This window comes from Chryseobacterium sp. MYb264 (assembly GCF_035974275.1).
Classification (GTDB): Bacteria; Bacteroidota; Bacteroidia; order Flavobacteriales; family Weeksellaceae; genus Chryseobacterium.
In genome coordinates this window covers 2,337,070-2,358,770 of record NZ_CP142422.1, presented here as the reverse complement: position 1 = coordinate 2,358,770, position 21,701 = coordinate 2,337,070, and the positions used below count along the sequence as shown (strand labels likewise).

The following is a 21,701-nucleotide window of genomic DNA, read 5'->3' as shown; positions in this document are numbered from 1 at the left end:
TAATGAAAAAAAATACGAAACTGTGGGTATATTCGGAATTGTTCTATCCTGAAGAAACTTCTACTTCATATATCATGACCAAGATATGTAATAAATTGGCAGAAAAATATGATGTTGAGGTTGTGTGCGGATTTCCTTCTTACGACAAAAATAAAAGCTCCGATTATTTAAAGCTTAACCCCGATATAAAACTGAAAAGAATAAAAAGCTATAGCGGAGATAAAGATAAAACCCTTTCAAGAATTTTAAAACTTCTTTCGCTTTCATTCGGATTTTTTTTTCATTTATTGTTTAAAGTGAAATCTGGAGATAAAATTTTTACGGTTACAAATCCCGCGACATTTCTTGTTTTTGCAAGCATTGTGAAAAGGTTCAAAAAAATAGATGTTACCATACTTGTACATGACGTTTTCCCCGAAAATACATTAGCCGGAGGTTTTGTCGATAATGAAAACAGCTTTAAGTATAAAATAGTAAAAAGTATTTTTGATAAAGCTTATTCTACATTCGATAATGTAATTGTATTGGGACGAGATATGAAAGATATCTTTAATAACAAGCTTAAAAATTTTCATAAAAAGCCGACAATAAGCATTATTGAAAACTGGGCGGATGTAGAAAATATATTTCCTGAAGAAAATATCAGAGGAGCATCTGAAAAAATTGTTTTTCAATTTGCAGGTAACCTGGGATCTATTCAAGGGCTGGATTCTTTAATTGAAATTATCGGAAAAATAGCTAATGATAATCTATCTTTTGAATTTGTAGGAAGCGGAAAAATGAAACCATATCTTGAAGAGTATGTTGAAAAAAACAGACTAAAAAATGTAAGTTTTAAGCCGCCTTATTCAAGAACTCAGCAAAATCAGATCATTAATTCCTGTACAATTGCCATTGTTACACTTTCAGATAAAATGTTAGGATTAGGTGTTCCTTCTAAAACATATAATATTCTGGCAGCAGGAAAACCAATTTTGTATATTGGTGACAAAAGCTCGGAAGTAGCTTTATTGATTGATGAGTATAATATTGGGTATCACTTTAAGCCCGGTCAAAAAGAAGAATTGCTTAATTTCTTTAATCAAATTACTACAAACGAAAAAGAATCTATTAGAATAAAAGGACTAAACGCAAGAAATTTAGCTGTCAGTCATTTTTCTGAAGAAATTATTCTTAATAAATTTAAAAATATTGTATGAAAATATTGATAACGGGAGCAAATGGTTATTTAGGCAGATATTTGAAGAATGAACTTGAAGGTGATTTTGAAATTATAACTCCTGATCTGCGAAAAACTGGCTTTGAAGATTTTAAAGAATCAGATGTTATTATCAATTGTATTGGGAAAACAGGTGATGGTGAAAAAAACATTCCTTATGAACAATATTTGGAGTCAAATTTTAATTCTGTTGTAAAATTATACGATTTCTTTGAGAAATCTGATGCCCAACTTTTAATACACTTCAGCAGTATTGCTGCCGTTGAAGAATTAATGAGTGATAGTAATCTTAGCGAAGATGCTCCATGTAATCCGATATCTCATTATGGAATTACAAAAAGAAAAGCGGAAGAATTTTTATTGGAAAAAATTAATTTTACAGATAAAAAAATTACTTTATTAAGACCTACAAGAATTCACGGTCCTCAGGATAAAGGAACTATTTTTCAACTTTACAATTTTTTGAGAAAGGGAATTCCATATCCGTTTGCTTCTTATGATAATAATAGAAGTTTTTTAGCAGTCGATAATCTTGTTTTTTTTATAAAAGGGATAATTTCTAAGAAAAAAACTATTCCTTCCGGAATATATAATGTAAATGATGATGAAGGACTCTCTACTTTGGAAATTATCGAAAGCTTCAGGCAGCACGGAGAGATTAAAGTAAAAAAACTCTTTATTCCGAGATTTGTATTTGGTACGTTTGCAAAAATTGGAGATATGCTGAAATTACCCTTTAATTCAAACACACTAGGAAAAATTACGATGAGCAGAATTGTCTCTAATAGCAAGATTAAAAATGCCTTAGGAATTGAAAAACTTCCCGTATCTGCAAAGGAGGGTTTAATAAAAACAATTAAAAGTTTCCAATTAAAGTAATGGAATATATTTTAGTCACAATTATATTATTTATCTCAATAGTGGTTTATTTTAAAATTGCAGATAAATACAATATTATAGATAAACCAAATCATAGAAGCGCACACACACAGATTACACTTCGTGGAGGAGGTATTATTTATCCAATTGCCTTTATTGTTTTTTGTCTTTTTAATCTAACCGAAGCAATAGATAATTATGGGTCGTTTGGTTTGGGATTACTCGCGATTTGTACTGTAAGTTTTATTGATGATGTGAAAACACTCTCCAATAGAATTAGGCTTTCTATCCATTTAATCTCGGTGGTTTTATTACTTTATTTTACGGGAGCATTCGTTTTGATGCCATTTTGGGTTTGGCCCATTTTATTCATTTTGATCATAGGTACGTTGAATGCGTATAATTTTATGGACGGAATTAATGGAATGACCGGTGCTTACAGCTTAGTTACATTAAGCTCAATACTGTACATCAATAAAAATGTTATCCCGTTTACGGATGAAAATTTTATTTTGTATCCTATTTTAGCGTGTATGGTTTTTCTGTTTTTTAACTTCAGAAAAAAAGCAAAATGTTTTGCGGGAGATGTAGGAAGTATGGGAATTGGGTTTTGGGTTATAGGTTTGATTACTTTACTTATTATGAGAACGGGTGAATATAAATTCATCTTATTACTTTCAATTTATGGAATGGAGGTTGTTTTAACGATTATTGAAAGAATTTTATTGAAAGAGAACATTTTCGAAGCACACAGAAGACATCTATATCAGCTTTTTGCTAATGAGAAGAAAGTTTCTCATTTGATAATTAGTTCTGTATATACCTTTTTTCAATTCATAGTAAATATATTTTTAATAAATTCGCAATTTCCCATATGGGTGATAATTTCACTTATTTTTATCCCGCTTGGTGGTCTTTATTTAGGGCTAAAATGGAGTTTGAAAAAACAATATAATCTCTAGAAAACAAAATAAATTATGAAAATTAAAGAAACTCCATTAAAGGACTGTTATATTATAGAATCCACTGTTATTGAGGATGACAGAGGATACTTCTACGAAAAATTCAATGAAAAAAAATTTGAAGAGCTTACAGGAATGAACGGGCATTTTGTTCAGGACAATATTTCAAAATCCTCTTATGGAGTTCTTCGTGGTCTTCATTTGCAGAAAGGCGAGCATGCACAGGCTAAATTAGTTTCTTGCTTGGAAGGAAAGGTGTATGACGTCGCTGTTGATTTACGAGAAAATTCATCTACTTTCGGAAAATGGTTCGGAATTGAGTTAACTCCGGAAAATAAACTTCAGTTATATATACCAAGAGGTTTCGGGCACGGATTTTCAGTGTTAAGTGAGACTGCTATTTTTGCTTATAAATGTGATAACTTTTACAATAAAGAGTCTGAAGGGAGTGTAATTTGGAATGATTCTGAATTAAATATTGACTGGAAATTGCCGTTAGACGCTGTCCAATTGTCGGAAAAAGACCGTGTATTACCCACATTTTCAGAAAGAAACTTTTAATAGGATATTGAAAACCACTTCATTGAAGTGGTTTTTATTTTTTAATTCAAACCTTTCAATATTTTGTATCTTTGCAAACTCAAAATCAAAAAGATGCGCACAAAATCTGTAGGTAAGAAGAAAATCAATGTGGTAACCCTTGGATGTTCCAAGAATGTTTATGATTCTGAAGTTTTAATGAGTCAGCTGAAAGCTAATGGCAAAGAGGTTGTTCACGAGGACAGAGGAGATATTGTAGTGATTAATACCTGCGGGTTTATCGATAATGCTAAAGAAGAATCGATTAACACCATCCTTGATTATGTAGATGCCAAAAACAGAGGCGAAGTTGAAAAAGTTTTTGTTACCGGATGTCTTTCTGAAAGATATAAGCCGGATTTAGTAAGAGAGATCCCTGATGTTGATCAGTATTTCGGAACAAGAGATCTTCCTATTTTGTTAAAACACCTAGGTGCTGATTATAAGCATGAATTGGTGGGAGAAAGATTGACCACTACGCCGAAACATTATGCGTATCTTAAAATTTCTGAAGGTTGCGACAGACCTTGTTCTTTTTGTGCAATTCCATTAATGAGAGGGGGGCACGTGTCAACCCCTATTGAAAAATTAGTCCTTGAAGCTCAAAAGTTAGCTAAAAAAGGAACTAAAGAATTGATTTTGATTGCTCAGGATCTTACGTATTATGGTTTAGATATTTACAAAAAACGCGCTCTGGGAGATTTATTAAAGGAATTGGTAAAAGTAGAAGGAATCGCATGGATTCGTCTTCATTATGCCTTCCCAAGCGGTTTCCCTGAAGATGTTTTAGATATCATTCGTGAAGAACCTAAAATATGTAATTATATTGATATCCCGCTTCAACATATCAACTCAGATTTATTGAAGTCCATGAAGAGAGGCACTTCTCATGAAAAAACCAATGCGCTTTTAGGTAAATTCAGAGAAAAAGTTCCTGACATGGCCATCAGAACAACTCTTATTGTCGGTTACCCCGGCGAAACAGAGGAAATCTTCCAGGAGTTGAAAGAGTGGGTAAGGACGCAGAAATTCGATCGATTAGGTTGTTTTACCTATTCTCATGAAGAAAATACAGGTGCGTATGTATTGGAGGACGATATTCCACAGGAAACTAAAGAAGCGAGGGTAGAGGAGATTATGGAGCTGCAGTCTCAAATCTCATGGGAGAAAAATCAGGAGAAAATCGGGAATATATATAAATGCATATTTGATAGAAAGGAGGGCAATTATTTTGTCGGAAGAACAGAATATGACTCTCCGGACGTAGACAATACGGTATTGGTGTCTGCAGAAAATACCTATATTTCGATTGGAGATTTTGCGGAGGTAAAAATCACCTCTGCTGAGGAATTTGATCTTTATGGTGAATTAATTTAAGTATTTGCTTTTTTTATATCACAACCTATAGAAAATTACTAACGTTTTTCTACGCTGAGTATCGTATTAATAAAACTTAATACATCATATCATTAGATTGGTATGATTTTAATTGACTGGTATTCAGATTTTTAATTTTTGATTTTAGTATTTTTTATAATTTTTTTAAAAGATCATAATGAAATTAAAAAATTAAATCATAAATTTGCAACAAGAATAGTTTTTTGTACATGCTATTTGTTGAAAATTAAAGGATTAACAATGTCGAAAATCAGAAGCGGAATGGTTTTTGATTTGACGTATTTAGGATTTTGATTTTTAAAGTAAGCACAAGTTGGAATCGATAGATTTCATGGTATAAAAAATTATTGGTGAAAAAAATGTAATTAAAATCTTTAAAAACTTATGAAAAAATTTTTATTCACAGCAACAATGCTTGTTTGTTTCGCAGCGTTTTCCAACGCGCAGCAAGGACGAGTTGGTATTAATACTACCACGCCTGCAGCTACTTTAGATGTGGCAGCCAACACTGCTGACGCTACCAGACCCGATGCGTTACTAGTCCCTCGTATGACAAGAGCTCAATTAGAAGCTAAGAATGCCGCTTATGTAGACGGCACAGCCGGTACTCCGAGTACTCAGAATGGTGCATTGGTTTTTGTTACTGGTTTAGGAGGTACAGGAACAGGAAAGACAGTTAATGTTACAGCTCCAGGATTTCACTACTATGATGGTACGGCAGGTAATAATGTTTGGAGACCGTTTGGAGGGGGAACACCTGTAAACCCTGCTTTAGTTGTTTCAGCAGTTCAGACAGCAAGCTATGTAGTTCCAACTACAGAAGATATTATTCTGTTTAATGTTAGTATTACAGGCCAGACTGTTACATTGCCTACAACGGGTATACCTGTAGGAAAAAGATTGTATATTTCAAACAGCGGTGATCAAACAATAGATATTATACCTGCTCCTAGAGAAACAGCAAATACATCTATTCCGACTCAGCAAGCTACAATATTAATTTATTTAGGAGGTACTGGTGCAGGATCATGGTCATATTTATCTGGTTACTAATTGTATAACATTTTAAAAATTCAATTATGAAAAATTTCACAAATAAATTTTTGGCTGTTATACTAATGACAGCTGGTGTAAGCTACTCTTTTGCTCAAGTAAGAATTGTAAATACTTCGGCAAACCCTTCAATTGCTAATAGTTCTGCATTTATTGATGCATCTTCAAATACGAGTACGAACCCAACCACTAATGTCGGTAAAGGTTTAATATTTCCTAGAGTGGATCTTACTACTTTTACTGCTTTTAACCCTGCTGGTCCTGGTGGTGTAGGTATTCCAAATAATTATCCTACTCGTTTTGATGGTATGATCGTTTATAATACTGCTACTTCTGGCGTTGCTGGCATAGGTGCTACATCTCAATCTTTGTTCGCAGGTTTTTGGTACTATGATAATAAATCAACTACAGTGAATGGTGGTACATGGAGACCGATCGTAGGTAATGGTGCTAAAGAGAATATCTTAACCACAGAAACAGTTACTAACAGAATGGTAAACAACGCTCAGATTTATGGGATTAAAGGAACTTTCACTACAACTGCAGGTAGTACTGCTGTGACAATTCCTGCTCCAGCTGGTATTACTTCGATGTATGGTATTACCATCTATAAGGCTGGCACAAATACGGTGTATGCAAGAGAGTTATATTCTTATGATACTACTAGTGGTGCGGCTGTTACTGGTTCTCCTAGTATGTCTGTAGTATATCCTACAGGAACGTATGATTATGTATTAGAATATTTGAAATAGTAATATTTAAATCAAATAAAAACAAAAAACCAATGAAATTTTTCATTGGTTTTTTGTTTTTATACAATAGGATAGACTTATTTGGGTTCAATCTCAAAACTTTGGGGGAATTGTTTAGGTGTTTTATTTCCCACAGATACCAGGGTTTTCATATACTGCTGATATTTTTTTGCTTAATCTTAGTGGTCTTTCATCAAAAGAGCAGCCTGGGGACATTTAAAACGGATACTTGTTAAAAAAACTCAGTGGACTTAATGTTCAATATTTTAGGTTTAATAAAAATCAATCGGCGGTATCTACATAGTCATTCCTTAAAAACCAAGTAATATTTTGATTATCAGTTTTATGCACTTATATTTCGTAAAAAATCGTTGTAAAAAATTGCAATAAATTGTATTTTTAGGATATAAAAAGTGGCAAAATGTTAGGCAAAATAAGAGAGGATTTACAGCAGAATTTATTCAAGACCAGGCTTACGGAGCTTATTAATATGGAGCATCCGGTGGTAAAATTAGCTGGGGAGATTTCCTGGGATAAAATGGAGTCAGAGTTTGAGAAATTATTTTCAGAAAACGGAAGACCTTCTATTGCTATCCGTAAAATAGCAGGAATGCTTTTGCTCAAGGAAATGTTTAAAGAAAGTGATGAAAGTGTAATAGAGAGATGGATTGAGAATGCGTATTGGCAATATTTTACCGGAGAAACCTTTTTCCAGACAGAGCAGCCTTTCGATCCGAGCAATTTTGTACACTTCAGAAAAAGAATTGGAGATAAGGGTTTGGAATTTCTTTTGGGACAAAGCGTTTCTCTCCATCCCAAAGCCAAAACAGAAGATGAAGTTCAGGTAGATACGACGGTTCAGGAGAAGAACATTACCTTTCCTACCGATGCCAAATTAGCAAAAAAAGTAATCGACAATTGTAGAAAAATAGCAGAAAAAGAGAGCGTTGTACAAAGACAAAGCTACAGAAGAGTGAGCAAACAATTATTGCGGGACGCTTTTTTTGGACATCATCCCAGAAGACAGAAGAAGGCAAAAATGGCGAGGAAAAAGCTCAGGACGATTGGTAAAAGAGTTCTTCGGGAATTGGAAAGAAAACTTCCTAAAGATGTTTTGAAAGGCTACGAAGACGTTTTTAAAATTTACCTTAAAGCACTCACCCAAGAACGTACCACGAAAGATAAAATTTACAGTCTTCACGAGCCACAAGTTGCGTGTATTGCGAAAGGAAAATCGGGAAAAGCATACGAGTTTGGGACAAAAGTAGCAGTAGTAAGAGGTCGGAAAACAGGGATCATCAGCTCGGTAAAGAGATTTTCTGGCAATCCTCACGATAGTAAAACTCTTGAAGAATCATTGGCACAGAGTGAGAGGGTAAGAAAATCCGTTGGCGGAACAAGACCTACGAAAGCCACTACAGACAGAGGATTTAAAGGAATCAAAGAAGTGGAAGGAACAGCAATTTTGCTTCCCGCAAAAAAAGAAAAAACAAAATATGGGCAACAAGTAGCCAGATTAAGATTCCGGGCAAGAGCAGCCATAGAACCTTGTATCTCTCATTTAAAAAGAAACCACTCCTTAGGATTAAACTTCCTGAAAGGAGTGGCTGGAGATATTAATAATGCATTATTAGCAGGGATTGGATACAATTTGAAGATGAGATTGAATCAAATCAAACAACAAATTCTTCTTTGGCTCGAACTTGTTCTCCGAATCTTTTTAGGCAAATATAATTTTCAAAGTCAAAAAACAGCTTTTTAAGGAGCGACTACATAATCTGCTAGAACAAAAGATTGACATTAAAATTTAGGCTCAGATTTTTTTAAGCTTTTTAAATGCTTGACATTAGATCAACAGTATCATCTGTGGAAATCCCTGGGAAGTAAAAATCAAATTCCTATTTTAACTTTCAAACGATCTAAACTTTTTGCTCAGTCCCCAATTTTTACGCTTGGAACTTTAATATGTGGATAAATATTCTTAAAATATTTATTTACTTGATAATCAAGTGTTTTTAAAATTAAAAAATTTAAATTATGTTTTAATTAGTTAATTTTATTAACTTTTTAAGCTGTATTTTAACGTTTTTTAACAATGTCGTTTAAATCCCCTATTAATAGGCAGTTACAGATGTAGTTAACACAGAATTGATTTTTCGTTAACATATTTTAACAAATGGAATAGGCTCATTAGAACTTTACTGATACATTTGCCAAGTCAAAACCAATAAAAGTTCAAAATGATGAAAAGATTCATTCTCGTAATCATAATGATGATTTCAACCTTTGGTATCTATTCTTTCAAGAATAATGCCATAGATGCGAAAAAAACAAGTTATGCATCGTTCTACCACGATAAGTTTAATGGTAGAAAAACAGCCAGCGGAGAAATTTTTGATAACTCAAAATTTACTGCAGCTAACAGAACGCTTCCATTCGGGACTAATGTAAAAGTTACTAACCTGAATAATGGTAAAGAGGTAATTGTGAAGATTAATGATAGAGGGCCTTACCATTCTGCAAGAGCTTTAGATATGTCTAAAGCCGCGTTCGATGAAATCGGAAATATCGATCACGGTACCATTCCGGTAGAATATGAAATTGTCGATTAAAATTTATGATTTTAAATTAAAAAAGCCAACTGAGAAGTTGGCTTTTTGCTTTGTTTTAAAGGGGATCAAATACAAAAGTTGGGATCAAGTACAAAATTTGGGGACTAGGCAAAAGAGTTTAGATACTATAAGGTGAGATTTTTTGCTCTCGCAGATTTTGCAGATGATGCAGATTCTTTTCCTTACACTTTACATATTGAACACGAAGCCCCGCCAAGTTTTTTGACAACTCCCGTTTTTAAGTCTGACCTAGCCGTTCTATTGATAAAAAGACCGGAAGGGTGAAGCAAAGAAAATCAACGATATCATCTGTGAAAATCTTTGCGATCCGTGGGAAATAAAAATATTCGTGCATTCGTGGCGATTATTTTTCAGCCCTCCATTTTATCGAAGATAAAATCCTTGCGCCTTAAAAACATAGAGTATTAAAAAATGTCTTTGCGTCTTTGCGAAAAGCCAACAGAGACAGCAGCATCTGTGAAAATCCGTCATATCTGTAGGAAATAAAAATATTCGTGCATTCGTGGCAAAAAAATACATCTAAACAATTTCTCCCCAAGTTTTGAAACTGATCCTTTAAAGGTCTAATTCTACTAAGGCAGGACAATGGTCGGAATGCACCGCTTCTTTTAGAATAACGGCCCTCGAAAGCTTATCTTTTAAAGCATAACTGGTAAAGTTATAATCTAATCTCCATCCTTTATTTCTTTCCCGGGAATTTTGTCTGTAGCTCCACCAGGTGTAATTATCCGGTTCATTATTAAAAAATCTGAAAGAATCAATTAATTCACATTCATTAATAAAATCGGTCATCCATTCCCTCTCCATCGGTAAAAACCCTGAAACATTCTTTAAGCCGATCGGATTGTGAATATCAATCGCTTGATGACAGATGTTAAAATCCCCTGAAATAATTAAATGAGGAATGGTCTTTTTTAATTCTTTAATATAAGCGAGAAAATCGTGGCAAAACTGCATTTTGAAATCCAGCCTTTCGATATTTGAAGCAGAAGGAACATATACTGAAATTGCAGAGAATCCGTCGAAATCCGCACGAATGATTCTTCCTTCATTATCGTAGCTCTCTATACCGCAACCATATTCCACATGATTAGGCTTTATTTTAGACGCAATTCCTACGCCGCTGTAGCCTTTTCTCTTTGCCGAATGCCAGTAACTGTAATATCCCAGATTTTCAAGACTTTCGATATCAATCTGGTCGGTTCCGGCTTTGCTCTCCTGAATACAGATCACATCAGGATCTGCAGTTGTAAGCCAGCCTAAAAAATCTTTTGTAAAAGCAGCTCTTATGCCGTTTACATTATAGGTAATTAATCTCATGCTTCAAAAATAAAAAAAAACAGCCGGAAAAAACCCTCTCGGTCTTTTCCGGCTCAACCCAAAATGGAATAAACTATGAAAAAACTATTTGGGTTCTAATATACTGATCGGAATAATACACTCTTCCAGTGAAATTCCTCCATGTTGATAGGTCTCTTTATAATAATTCACGAAGTGATTATAGTTCTTAGGATAAGCTAAAAAAGTATTGTTCTTGGCGAAGATATATTTTGAACTTAAATTTCCTTTAGGTAAAAATAATTTTTCAGGGTTTGTTACTGCCCATACATCGCGGTCATCATACGTTAAGCTTTTACCTGTTTTGTATCGGATATTGGTAGAGGTCTCTCTGTCACCTACCACTTTACTTGGTTTTTTTACATATACGGTGCCGTGGTCGGTTGTAATCACCAGTTTAAAGCCGCTTTCCGCAGCCGTTTTAATGATTTTTAATAAAGATGAATTCTCAAACCAGTTCAATGTCAGAGATCTGAAGGTCTTGTCATCACGAATCAACTGGTCAACAATATGATTATCTGTTTTCGCGTGAGACAGAATATCGATAAAGTTGTACACAATTACCAAAAGATCATTATTTTTATGCTGATTAAAATCGTCGTATATTTTTCTTTCAAAATCAGCATTCAAAACTTTTAAATACTTCATTGATTTTGAACTTAAACCAATTCGTTTCATTTGATCTTCCAGGAAATCACGCTCGAATTCATTTTTGTTTCCTTCTTCATTATCATTGAACCATTTATCCGGAAAGCGCTTTTCGATTTCAGAAGGCATTAAACCTGCGAAAAAAGAGTTTCTGGCATACTGGGTTGCCGTTGGTAGTATACTGTAATAGTAATCTTCAGACGATTTTCGGTAATATTTGGTAAATAAAGGTTCAATTACTTTCCACTGATCATACCTTAGGTTGTCGATCATCAACAGGAGAACCTTGTCTTTCTCCACCTCAGGTTTTACCTTTTCTTTGAAAAGGGTATGGCTCATCAGAGGTTTATCGTGATGGTGCAGCCACTCTTCATAATTGTTCTCTATAAATTTGGCAAACTGAATATTCGCTTCTTCCTTCTGGCTTTGGAGAAGGTCGGCAAATTCACTATCGGCTACCTTGTCAAATTTTATTTCCCAATTTACTATTTTCTTATAATATTCAGCCCATTCCTGATACGTTCGTAGATAAGAGAGCTCCATCGAGAGTTTTCTAAATTCCTGCTGGTACTGTAATATGGTTTTCTGCTCTACGAGATTATCTTGCTGAAGGTTTTTCTTTAATGATAATAAAATCTGATTCGGATTTACAGGCTTCAGGATATAATCTGCGATCTGGGAACCAATAGCTTCCTCCATGATATGCTCTTCCTCGCTTTTCGTAACCATAACGATTTTCAGCGAATTATCCTTATCCTTGATCATCGGGATTGCTTCAAGTCCCGAAATTCCCGGCATATTCTCATCGATAAGTGTCAATGCGAATTTTTCTGAATCCATAAGCTCTAAAGCCTCGTTTACGTTATTAACAGGGGTTACGTGATACCCTTTTTTCTCTAGGAATACGATATGAGGTTTAAGTAAATCTATTTCATCATCAATCCATAATATTTTTTCCGACATACTATTTTTTTTACATGGTTTATGGTATCAAATTGCTGACCAATTCTTTCTAAAATCTCCTAAAAATAGAAGGATCTTACGTTAAATAATAGTTAAAAAGAAATACATGGTTCACTCAGTAACTTGAATGGATGAAGATATAATTTTTAATGCGTTAATGAAAGATTTTATTGATAAAAATTAATTGACATATCGCCATTGGGCAACAGATAAAATAACGTTGCAGGGTACGGTTCTTTTAATGAAAATTTAATGGATCTTCAATTTTAAATTTCCTAACTTTGTTTACTAATCAGACTTTTTATGCAGAATAAGCTAAAAATCATTAATGATCCTGTTCACGGTTTTATCAGAATTCCATACGAAATTTTATTTGACATTATAGAACATCCCTATTTTCAGAGATTAAGAAGAATCGGGCAGACCGGACTTTTAAATCTTATATTTCCGGGGGCGACACATACCCGGTTTCATCATGCACTGGGGGCGATGCACCTTATGGTGACAGCACTGGATACCTTAAAACAGAAAGGAGTGAAAATTTCTGAAGAAGAAGAGAAAGGAGCGATGTTGGCGATTTTAATGCATGATATTGGTCATGGTCCGTTTTCTCATGCATTGGAAAGTATGTTGATGGATGACTGGCATCATGAAAATCTGTCATTATTACTGATGAACCGGCTAAATATTGAGTTTGAAGGTCAGCTTTCTGTTGCAATAGAAATGTTTCAGGGTCAATACCATAGAAAATTTTTCAATCAGCTTATTTCTTCACAACTGGATGTAGATAGACTTGATTATTTAAAGCGGGACAGTTTCTTTACCGGTGTTTCCGAAGGAAATATTAATACCCAGCGAATTATTTCTATGATGAATGTATGTGAAGAAGGCGAACTGGTGATTGATGCCAAAGGTGTTTATTCCATAGAAAATTTCTTAACTGCCAGAATGTTCATGTATTGGCAGGTATATTATCACAAAACTTCGGCGTTAGCGGAATTTATTTTAGTTAAAGTTTTAGAAAGGGCTAAATATCTAGTTTCTCAGGGGTTTGAACTGCCGGCCTCCGGTAATTTAAACTACTTTTTACATCGTGGAAAAGCCGCTGCCTCCGATGAAGATGTGGAAAGATTCACTCAGTTGGATGATAATGATATTATTCAGGCGATGAAATTGTGGCAGAATTCTGAAAACTATGTCTTATCTTACTGGTGTAAATGTGTGATTCAGCGAAATTTACCGAAAACAATTATTTCATCACATCCGTTTGAAGCAAAATTTATTGAGGAAAAAATAAAAAATGGGAACGAAATTTTAGGAATTGATAATGCAAATGAAGTGGTTCATGAAATTACACGAAAACTTCTTCCTTATGATACCGAAAAACAACCTATTTATTTATTGCAGAAAGACGGTACAAAATTGAGACTCGATGAATCCGAGGACCAGCTTTTATCAGGCTTAATTGTGAATAAAACGATAAGATACATCCTAACCTTTCCGAGAGAAAACGCAACCGGAAATCTTAAAGTATATTAAAATTGTTAATCCTAAAATTAAAAAATGTTTGCGAATTATAGAATTTCTTATCTTTGCAGAATATGGAATTTACAGCTTCGCAAATTGCAAGTTTTATTGACGGAAAAATAATAGGCGACGAAAATGCGCTTATTAAAGGGGTTTCACCTATTGAAGGTGGGGAATCCGGGCACCTTTCTTTTATAGCACAGGATCGGTTTGCCCATTTTTTAGATACCTCCAACTGCTCCGTTCTTATTGTTTCTGAAAATCTCTTAACAAAAGATACGTATACGCCCACCATCATTGCTGTAAAGGATGCTTACCTTGCTTTTCAGATTCTGATGAATTTATATCAGGAGATGCAGGGGCGAAAACAGGGCATTGAGGACGGCTCATCTATTCACGATACAGTAGTCATCGGTGAAAATGTGTATATCGGGGCGTTTACCTATGTTTCCGAAAAAGCGAAAATTGGTGAAGGTACCCAGATCTATCCCCAGGTATATATCGGTAAAGGAGTAAAAATTGGTAAAAACTGTAAAATTGACAGTGGTGCCAGAATTTATGACTATTGTATTATCGGGGATAACTGCGTAATTCATTCCAATACCGTAATCGGAGGAGACGGTTTTGGTTTTCAGCCTACAGCCGAAGGATTTAAAAAAATTCCCCAGCTGGGAAATGTCATCATTGAAGATGATGTGGAAATCGGTTCTAACTGTAGTATCGACAGAGCAACGATTGGTTCTACCATGATTGGGAAAGGCACCAAAATCGATAATCTAATTCAGATCGCCCATAATGTGAAAATCGGCCAGAATAATGTCATTGCGGCTCAGGCAGGAATTGCAGGTTCAACCGTTATCGGCGACTGGAACCAGATCGGAGGTCAGGTAGGGGTGGTAGGACACATTAAAATCGGAAATCAGGTGAAAATTCAGGCCCAGAGTGGTGTGAATTCAAGTGTAAATGATAAAGAAACCTTGTACGGCTCGCCGGCAATAAGCTATAACGACTACCTGAGAAGTTATGTACATTTCAGAAATCTTCCTGAAGTCGTAAAAAGAATAAATAATCTTGAGAATACCTCAAAAGATCATACTAATGAGTGATATGCAAAAAACACTTCAGCAAGAGGTAACTCTTTCTGGAATTGGCCTTCATACTGGTAAAGAAGTAAAACTAACCATTAAACCTGCTAAAGAAAATACAGGTTTTATATTTGTAAGAACAGACCTTGAGGGACATCCTCAGGTTGAGGCAGATGTGAATTATGTTGTGGCAACAGAAAGAGGGACAACATTAGAAAAGCTGGGGGTAAAAATTACAACCTGCGAACATCTTTTAGCTGCTCTGGTGGGCTGCGATGTTGATAACGCAATTTTGGAAATGAATGCGGCCGAACCTCCCATCTTGGACGGATCTTCCAAATTCTTTGTCGAAGCTATTGAAAGTGTTGGAGTGGTAGACCAGAATGTTGCAAGAGAATATCTTGTGATAAAAGAAGTTCTTACCTATAGTGATCCGGCTACCGGTTCGGAGATCACCATTATTCCTTCAGATAATTACGAGGTAACCACAATGGTTGATTTTGGAACTAAAGTTTTAGGTACCCAGAATGCCACCTTAAAAAATATTTCCGAGTTTAAAGAAGAAATCTCATCGGCAAGAACGTTCAGTTTCCTGCACGAGCTGGAGATGCTTTTAGATCATGGTTTAATTAAAGGGGGAGACATTTCCAATGCAATTGTTTATGTAGATAAGGACCTGACTCCGGATACAACAGAAAAATTAAAGAAAGCTTTCGGAAAAGACAATGTTTCTATACGTCCGAACGGAATTCTTGATAATTTGAATTTAAACTACCCGAACGAAGCGGCAAGACATAAATTACTGGATGTAATTGGTGATTTAGCGTTGGCAGGAGTGAAAATAAAAGGGAAAGTAATTGCCAATAAACCGGGACATTTCGTAAATACTCAATTTGCCAAAAAACTGAACCGCCAATGGAAATTGCAAAAAAAGAAAAACGTTCCTGATTTTGATTTAACAAAAGAGCCTGTGTTCGATATCAATGGAATTATGAAGTTGATGCCTCACAGACCCCCGTTCTTATTGATCGATAAAATTCTTGAGCTTTCAGATTCTCACGTGGTAGGTTTAAAAAATGTAACAATGAATGAGCCTTTCTTCGTTGGTCATTTCCCTAAAGAACCTGTAATGCCAGGAGTTTTACAGGTGGAAGCTTTAGCACAGACCGGTGGGATTCTGGTATTGGCAAGCGTTCCGGATCCGGAAAACTATTCTACCTATTTCATTAAAATTGACAAAGTGAAATTTAAGAGAAAAGTGGTGCCGGGAGATACCATTATTTTTAAAATTGAGCTTATAGAGCCTATAAGAAGAGGTATTGTTCATATGCAGGGCTACGGATATGTTGGAGATGCAGTAGCAGTGGAAGCGGAGCTGATGGCTCAAGTTGCAAAAAATAAAATTGATTAAATGATTCATCAATTAGCAGCCGTAGATAAACGTGCGAAAATCAGCAAAAATGTGGTAGTAGAACCATTTACTACCATCGCTGCAGATGTTGAGATAGGAGAAGGAACTTGGATTGGTTCTAATGTTACCATTATGGATGGAGCAAGAATCGGGAAAAATTGTAAAATTTTTCCCGGAACTGTTATTTCTGCTATTCCGCAGGACCTTAAATTTGATGGTGAAGATACACAAACAATCATTGGGGATAATACCACGCTTAGAGAATGTGTAACCGTTAACAAAGGAACAAAAGCCCTGGGATATACAAAGGTAGGAGATAACTGTCTCATTATGGCTACTTCTCACGTTGCTCACGATTGTATCATTGGTAATAATGTTATTATTGCCAATGGATGCGGTATTGCAGGCCATGTCGAGATTGGTGACTATACAGTAATGGGAGGCCTATCCGCAGTTCAGCAGTTCGGGAAAATAGGGAAACATACCATGATCTCGGGAGGTTCATTAATCAGAAAAGATATTCCGCCTTATATTAAAGTGGGAAGGGAACCTATCTCTTACGCGGGGATCAATTCTGTGGGACTCAGAAGAAGAGGCTTCAGTAATGAAAAAATCTTTGAAATTCAGAAAATCTACAGATATATTTTTCAAATGAAAATGAATGTGACCCAGGCATTGGTATATATTGAAAAAGAAATGCTTCCAACAGCGGAAAGAGATGAGATCCTTCAGTTCATTCAAAATTCACCTAGAGGTATCGTAAAGGGATACGGAACAGGTAAAGAAAGAGAGTAATTTTAGTAAAGTATAAATGAAAAATGCAATCCTGCTTATTATATTTTCAGCGATAAACCCATTGTTAGGCCAGCAAACAGAAGGTTTAAAAATTATTAAAGAAAGCAGAATGTCAATGGAGAGAATAATCCCATCAAAATCCAGTGACAGCCTTGCTAAAAATAATTTAAATAATAGTCTGAAGCAGAATACGGTAGGCAGTGGTTCTATTTGGGGGACAACCCATTCATATCAATCTGACGTACAGACGAACGTGAACAGGCTGCAAAATAATGTAAATGCATTTAATAATAATTTATACAACCGAATGCCAATGCAAGGGCAGGGAATACAGTTTAATAAAAGAAAATAATATAAAAAATTAATGGCAACAAGTAACGATATCAGAAAAGGACTTTGTATTGAATACAGCAATGATATTTTTAAAGTAATCGAGTTTCTTCACGTAAAACCAGGTAAAGGTCCTGCTTTCGTAAGAACAAAATTAAAATCAGTAACCAATGGAAAAGTTATTGATAACACTTTTTCTGCAGGTCATAAAATCGAGGAAGTGAAAGTGATCACCAGAAAGTTCCAGTATCTTTATGATGATGAGAACGGATTCCACTTCATGAATAATGATGACTTCTCTCAATTGTATTTAAATAAAGAAATGATTGAAAACTCAAACCTGATGAAAGCAGGGGAAGAAGTAACAATCATCCTGAAAGAGGCTGATGAGACTCCGCTTTCTGCTGAATTGCCACAATCTGTTTATCTTGAAGTTGTGGAGGCCGATCCGGGGGTGAAAGGTAACACAGCGACCAATGCTCTTAAAAATGCAATCGTTGAAACGGGAGCTAGAGTAATGGTTCCTTTGTTCATTGAGCCGGGAGATAAAATTAAAGTGAGCACTGAAGACGGTTCTTACTTAGAAAGAGTAAAAGAATAATTATTTTACGATATCATGAAGCTGGAAGTATCACAACTTTCAGCTTTCATTTTTTAGGGCAGCTATTTCCATCCTCCGTTCCCGCTTTTTTGTTTGACTTCTCAAGTGAAACGAAAAGAGCTCCACAGAGGCTGGACTGCAAATGTAAACCGCAAAAAACTTTGTCAAAGTTCCAAACTTTGACAAAGTTGATAACCAAACATCATTTAAAGACATGACGTTTCATCAGCCACAAAAACTGAAAACGATAGCTGAAATTATCGGCGCAAAATTCCTGGGTTCAGAAGATTTTGAAGTATTGGGAACCAACGAAATTCATAGAGTAAGACCAGGTGATATCGTTTTCGTAAATCATCCGAAATACTATGATAAAGCATTAAATTCTGCGGCAACCATAATCTTGATCGACAAAGAAGTTGAATGTCCTGAAGGCAAAGCATTATTGGTTTCAGATGATCCTTTCAGAGATTTCAATAAAATCAATACACACTTTACGAGAATTTATAATTTTACGGAAGAGCTTCATGATGCAGAAATTGGGGAAGGCACAAAAATCCATCGTACAGCCGTTATCGGAAACAATGTTGTGATAGGAAAAAATACGCTTATTTTTCCAAATGTTGTCATTGGTGACAGAACAGTGATAGGAGACAATGTAGTGATCCAGTCAAACACGGTTTTGGGTGGGGACGCATTTTATTACCGTAAACTCGATGGAAATTTCGACCGTTTAATTTCTGTCGGAAATGTGGTGATCGAAAACAATGTGGAAATCGGAAACGGATGCACCATCGACCGTGGCGTTACAGATTCTACGGTAATTGGAGAAGGTTCAGTATTAGATAATCAGATCCAGATCGGACATGATACCATTATTGGTAAAAAATGTCTGATTGCTTCCCAAGTGGGAGTTGCCGGATGTTGTGTCATTGGTGATGAAGTCACACTGTGGGGACAAGTAGGTATCGCGTCTGGCAATACAATCGAAAGCGGATCTGTACTGTTAGGCAAAACGGGTGTCAACAGAGACCTTCAAAAAGGAACATACATTGGTATGTTTGCCGAGGATTATAAAACGTATCTTAAAAAGGAAGTGAAATTGAGAAATTTATAATGAAAAAATTATGCTATCTATTCATTTTTATTTCGATTATTACTTTTGGCCAAAAAACTGAAATTGATGCCAAAGAACCATGAATGACGGAAACGTTATAAACACAAAAATTCCTTTCAGTGTTAATATGTTTGACTTGAATCAAATTAACGAGTTATCTGTTTCCGATAAAAAAGTTACTTTGTTAGAAGATGGAAAAAAAGTTAGATATGCAGCTTCAGATATTCAAAAAATTGAATTTACCGACCTTAAAAATAAGGAAAGAGTTTTTGTTCATGCTTTTGATTATCAAAAATTTTTAATAGAGCAGTTATATGACGGGAAAATTAAATGGTACAGGAGTTATCGCGCCAACAGCTATGACGGTTCGGTACAAAGTGCAGATATTCTGTTTAAAAATGGTATAAGGCAGGTACTAAGTCTTCTTGTTAATAACAGAAAAAACTGAAAGCTTTAATGGCAGATAAACCTGAATTAGAGCCTATTATTGAGAAGATTAACTACAATAAACTCAAAGACGAAAATTTGTTAGAGATATTAAAGAAATATGACGAATAAATCAGAATTAAAATTTTTTTTTAACGGCAAATAATCGTTATTTTTGTGAAGATTAATAAAATAATAAATAAATTAAAATTATAATAAAATGTCAATTTTAGTAAACAAAGATTCTAAAGTAATTGTACAAGGATTTACAGGGAACGAAGGTACTTTCCATGCAAGCCAGATGATCGAATACGGAACCAACGTTGTAGGTGGTGTTACTCCGGGAAAAGGAGGTAGCGAGCACTTAGGAAAGCCGGTATTCAATACTGTAGCTGATGCTGTAGTTAAGGCTGGGGCTAACGTAAGTATTATTTTCGTACCGCCTGCATTTGCTGCGGATGCCATTATGGAAGCTGCAGAAGCAGGTATCAAAGTTATCGTATGTATTACTGAAGGTATTCCGGTAGCGGATATGGTGAAAGTAAAATCTTATATCGCTGACAAAGACTGCAGATTAATCGGTCCAAACTGCCCGGGAATCATTACTTCTGAAGAAGCTAAAATTGGTATTATGCCAGGTTTCGTTTTCAAAAAAGGAAAAGTAGGTATCGTTTCAAAATCAGGAACTTTAACTTATGAAGCTGCTGATCAGGTGGTAAGAGCTGGTTATGGTATTTCCACAGCAATCGGTATCGGGGGTGACCCAATTATCGGAACGACAACAAGAGAAGCTTTAGAATTATTCATCAACGATCCAGAAACAGAAGCTGTGGTAATGATCGGAGAAATTGGTGGTGGTCTTGAAGCTGAGGCAGCAAGATGGTACAAGGCGAGTGGCTCTACAAAACCAGTTGTAGGTTTCATCGCAGGACAAACGGCACCTAAAGGTAGAACCATGGGACACGCTGGTGCTATCGTAGGGGGGGCTGAAGATACGGCTCAGGCAAAAATGGAGATCATGAGAGAAAACGGAATTAATGTAGTTGATTCTCCTGCTGAAATCGGAGCAACGATCGCAAAAGTTTTAGGATAATTTAAACAAGAACATATGAAAAAATTTTTATTAATCTCCACAATTTCCCTCTCAACTTTATCTTTCGCACAGGAAGGAACTGCCAAAAGTGGTGGTAATTTTTTGAAAAATGTAAGGTTCGGGGTAACCGGGGGGCTTAACTATTCCAGAGTAAAAAATGCGCACAATCCTTCAGGACCAAGATACACCTTTCAGGCAGGTGCATTGGCTTTGATACCGATTGATAAAGCCAACCAGTTTTATATCCAGCCGGAGATATTATATTACGGTGCCGGAGAAACAGGAAAGGACAAAGATGCAAAAGGCGTAGATGGTTATAATGCACGATATGCCAACGATTATCTTAGCGTTCCTGTTTATTTTAAAGGATATTTTTCTGAGGCTGAATCAGAATTCTTTGGATTAGTGGGACCAAGGTTTAACTTCCTGTTAAGCCAGAACGTGAAGGACGTACCGGTGAAAAGACCGTATTACGATCCTGATGTGACTGATCCTAAATATCCTGGAGTAAACGGGAAAGCAAACAGCTTTAACTTTGGAGTAGGATTTGGTATTGGGTATAGTTATAAAAGACAGCTCGAAGTTGCAGTAAAATATGATCTTGGATTATCAGATACCTATAAAGGTTTGAAAAAAGAACCGGGTGGATCTGATAAAAACAAATCAGAGCAGGTGCTGAGCTTAGGACTTACTTATATCTTCAAATAAAAATATTTCATTTGAAAAATAAAAAACTCCCGAGATGTATTTCTCGGGAGTTTTTGTTTTATTTAGTGTCGTGAAAATTGTAAGGTTTGTATAATCCTTTTTTTTTGAATTTACCTTCATAAACCGAATATCGGTAGAGTCTGGTGAAACCCGATGAATACGTATTCAATCATGTTATAAACCCGAG

The 21,701-nt window shown here is 35.4% G+C and carries 21 protein-coding genes; 19 read left to right on the top strand and 2 right to left on the bottom strand.

Going from position 1 to position 21,701, the window contains the following annotated elements; genetic code table 11:
* The first annotated feature begins 2 nt into the window (after nt 1–2).
* The 9 genes from VUJ46_RS10010 (at nt 3) to VUJ46_RS09970 (ending at nt 9,454) form a co-directional block, all read left to right on the top strand.
* Nucleotides 3–1,199 carry a glycosyltransferase family 4 protein gene (locus tag VUJ46_RS10010; protein ID WP_326984835.1) on the top strand — a complete coding sequence of 399 codons (1,197 nt, stop codon included), beginning with the start codon at nt 3–5 and terminating at the stop codon, nt 1,197–1,199.
* Nucleotides 1,196–2,098 (top strand): NAD-dependent epimerase/dehydratase family protein, encoded by a 903-nt coding sequence (locus VUJ46_RS10005; protein WP_326984834.1) that lies wholly within the window; start codon nt 1,196–1,198, stop codon nt 2,096–2,098. The genes VUJ46_RS10010 and VUJ46_RS10005 overlap by 4 nt, the downstream gene beginning before the upstream one ends.
* Nucleotides 2,098–3,060 (top strand): MraY family glycosyltransferase, encoded by a 963-nt coding sequence (locus tag VUJ46_RS10000; RefSeq protein ID WP_326984833.1) that lies wholly within the window; start codon nt 2,098–2,100, stop codon nt 3,058–3,060. Before VUJ46_RS10005 ends, VUJ46_RS10000 begins: the two co-directional genes overlap by 1 nt.
* Nucleotides 3,061–3,075: 15 nt before the next feature.
* Nucleotides 3,076–3,621 carry a dTDP-4-dehydrorhamnose 3,5-epimerase gene (gene rfbC / locus VUJ46_RS09995; protein ID WP_326984832.1) on the top strand — a complete coding sequence of 182 codons (546 nt, stop codon included), beginning with the start codon at nt 3,076–3,078 and terminating at the stop codon, nt 3,619–3,621.
* A 93-nt stretch (nt 3,622–3,714) separates the two neighbouring features.
* Nucleotides 3,715–5,016, top strand: coding sequence for a 30S ribosomal protein S12 methylthiotransferase RimO (gene rimO / locus VUJ46_RS09990; RefSeq protein WP_326984831.1), 1,302 nt, complete (start codon nt 3,715–3,717; stop codon nt 5,014–5,016).
* A 570-nt stretch (nt 5,017–5,586) separates the two neighbouring features.
* Nucleotides 5,587–6,090: a hypothetical protein gene (locus VUJ46_RS09985; protein ID WP_326984830.1), complete on the top strand. Its 504-nt coding sequence runs from the start codon at nt 5,587–5,589 to the stop codon at nt 6,088–6,090.
* A gap of 26 nt (nt 6,091–6,116) precedes the next feature.
* Nucleotides 6,117–6,842, top strand: a complete 726-nt coding sequence (locus tag VUJ46_RS09980; RefSeq protein ID WP_326984829.1) for a hypothetical protein — start codon at nt 6,117–6,119, stop codon at nt 6,840–6,842.
* Nucleotides 6,843–7,263: 421 nt separating this feature from the next.
* Nucleotides 7,264–8,604 (top strand): IS5 family transposase, encoded by a 1,341-nt coding sequence (locus tag VUJ46_RS09975; protein ID WP_326981209.1) that lies wholly within the window; start codon nt 7,264–7,266, stop codon nt 8,602–8,604.
* 478 nt (nt 8,605–9,082) lie between these two features.
* Nucleotides 9,083–9,454 (top strand): septal ring lytic transglycosylase RlpA family protein, encoded by a 372-nt coding sequence (locus tag VUJ46_RS09970; RefSeq protein ID WP_326984828.1) that lies wholly within the window; start codon nt 9,083–9,085, stop codon nt 9,452–9,454.
* Nucleotides 9,455–10,030: 576 nt separating this feature from the next.
* Here the strand turns inward: VUJ46_RS09970 and VUJ46_RS09965 are convergent.
* Both VUJ46_RS09965 and VUJ46_RS09960 read right to left on the bottom strand, forming a co-directional pair.
* On the bottom strand, nt 10,031–10,795 hold the full coding sequence (locus VUJ46_RS09965) for an exodeoxyribonuclease III (protein WP_326984827.1): 765 nt from the start codon (nt 10,793–10,795) through the stop codon (nt 10,031–10,033).
* 84 nt (nt 10,796–10,879) lie between these two features.
* A complete protein-coding gene (locus VUJ46_RS09960) occupies nt 10,880–12,424 on the bottom strand; it encodes a T9SS response regulator signal transducer PorX (protein ID WP_326984826.1) in 1,545 nt (514 codons plus the stop codon).
* Nucleotides 12,425–12,727: 303 nt separating this feature from the next.
* Here VUJ46_RS09960 and VUJ46_RS09955 point away from each other — a divergent pair, with 303 nt between their 5' ends.
* The 10 genes from VUJ46_RS09955 to VUJ46_RS09910 all read left to right on the top strand — a co-directional run bounded on the left by VUJ46_RS09955 (nt 12,728) and on the right by VUJ46_RS09910 (nt 21,514).
* Entirely contained in the window at nt 12,728–13,963 is a 1,236-nt protein-coding gene (locus VUJ46_RS09955; protein WP_326984825.1) for an HD domain-containing protein, read from the top strand.
* Nucleotides 13,964–14,025: 62 nt separating this feature from the next.
* Entirely contained in the window at nt 14,026–15,057 is a 1,032-nt protein-coding gene (gene lpxD / locus VUJ46_RS09950; RefSeq protein WP_326984824.1) for a UDP-3-O-(3-hydroxymyristoyl)glucosamine N-acyltransferase, read from the top strand.
* The gene (locus VUJ46_RS09945; protein WP_326984823.1) at nt 15,050–16,447 is read left to right on the top strand and encodes a bifunctional UDP-3-O-[3-hydroxymyristoyl] N-acetylglucosamine deacetylase/3-hydroxyacyl-ACP dehydratase; all 1,398 of its coding nucleotides are present in this window, start codon (nt 15,050–15,052) and stop codon (nt 16,445–16,447) included. Before lpxD ends, VUJ46_RS09945 begins: the two co-directional genes overlap by 8 nt.
* Nucleotides 16,448–17,242 carry an acyl-ACP--UDP-N-acetylglucosamine O-acyltransferase gene (gene lpxA, locus VUJ46_RS09940; RefSeq protein WP_326984822.1) on the top strand — a complete coding sequence of 265 codons (795 nt, stop codon included), beginning with the start codon at nt 16,448–16,450 and terminating at the stop codon, nt 17,240–17,242. It begins immediately after the preceding gene.
* 16 nt (nt 17,243–17,258) lie between these two features.
* Nucleotides 17,259–17,594: a hypothetical protein gene (locus tag VUJ46_RS09935; RefSeq protein ID WP_326984821.1), complete on the top strand. Its 336-nt coding sequence runs from the start codon at nt 17,259–17,261 to the stop codon at nt 17,592–17,594.
* A 12-nt stretch (nt 17,595–17,606) separates the two neighbouring features.
* Nucleotides 17,607–18,173 carry an elongation factor P gene (efp, locus tag VUJ46_RS09930; protein WP_267401682.1) on the top strand — a complete coding sequence of 189 codons (567 nt, stop codon included), beginning with the start codon at nt 17,607–17,609 and terminating at the stop codon, nt 18,171–18,173.
* A 214-nt stretch (nt 18,174–18,387) separates the two neighbouring features.
* Nucleotides 18,388–19,287 carry a UDP-3-O-(3-hydroxymyristoyl)glucosamine N-acyltransferase gene (locus VUJ46_RS09925; RefSeq protein WP_326984820.1) on the top strand — a complete coding sequence of 300 codons (900 nt, stop codon included), beginning with the start codon at nt 18,388–18,390 and terminating at the stop codon, nt 19,285–19,287.
* Between the two features lie 136 nt (nt 19,288–19,423).
* Entirely contained in the window at nt 19,424–19,735 is a 312-nt protein-coding gene (locus tag VUJ46_RS09920; protein ID WP_326984819.1) for a hypothetical protein, read from the top strand.
* A gap of 198 nt (nt 19,736–19,933) precedes the next feature.
* Nucleotides 19,934–20,806 carry a succinate--CoA ligase subunit alpha gene (sucD, locus tag VUJ46_RS09915; RefSeq protein WP_312390692.1) on the top strand — a complete coding sequence of 291 codons (873 nt, stop codon included), beginning with the start codon at nt 19,934–19,936 and terminating at the stop codon, nt 20,804–20,806.
* A gap of 15 nt (nt 20,807–20,821) precedes the next feature.
* Nucleotides 20,822–21,514 (top strand): porin family protein, encoded by a 693-nt coding sequence (locus VUJ46_RS09910; protein ID WP_326984818.1) that lies wholly within the window; start codon nt 20,822–20,824, stop codon nt 21,512–21,514.
* The last annotated feature ends 187 nt before the right edge of the window (nt 21,515–21,701 follow it).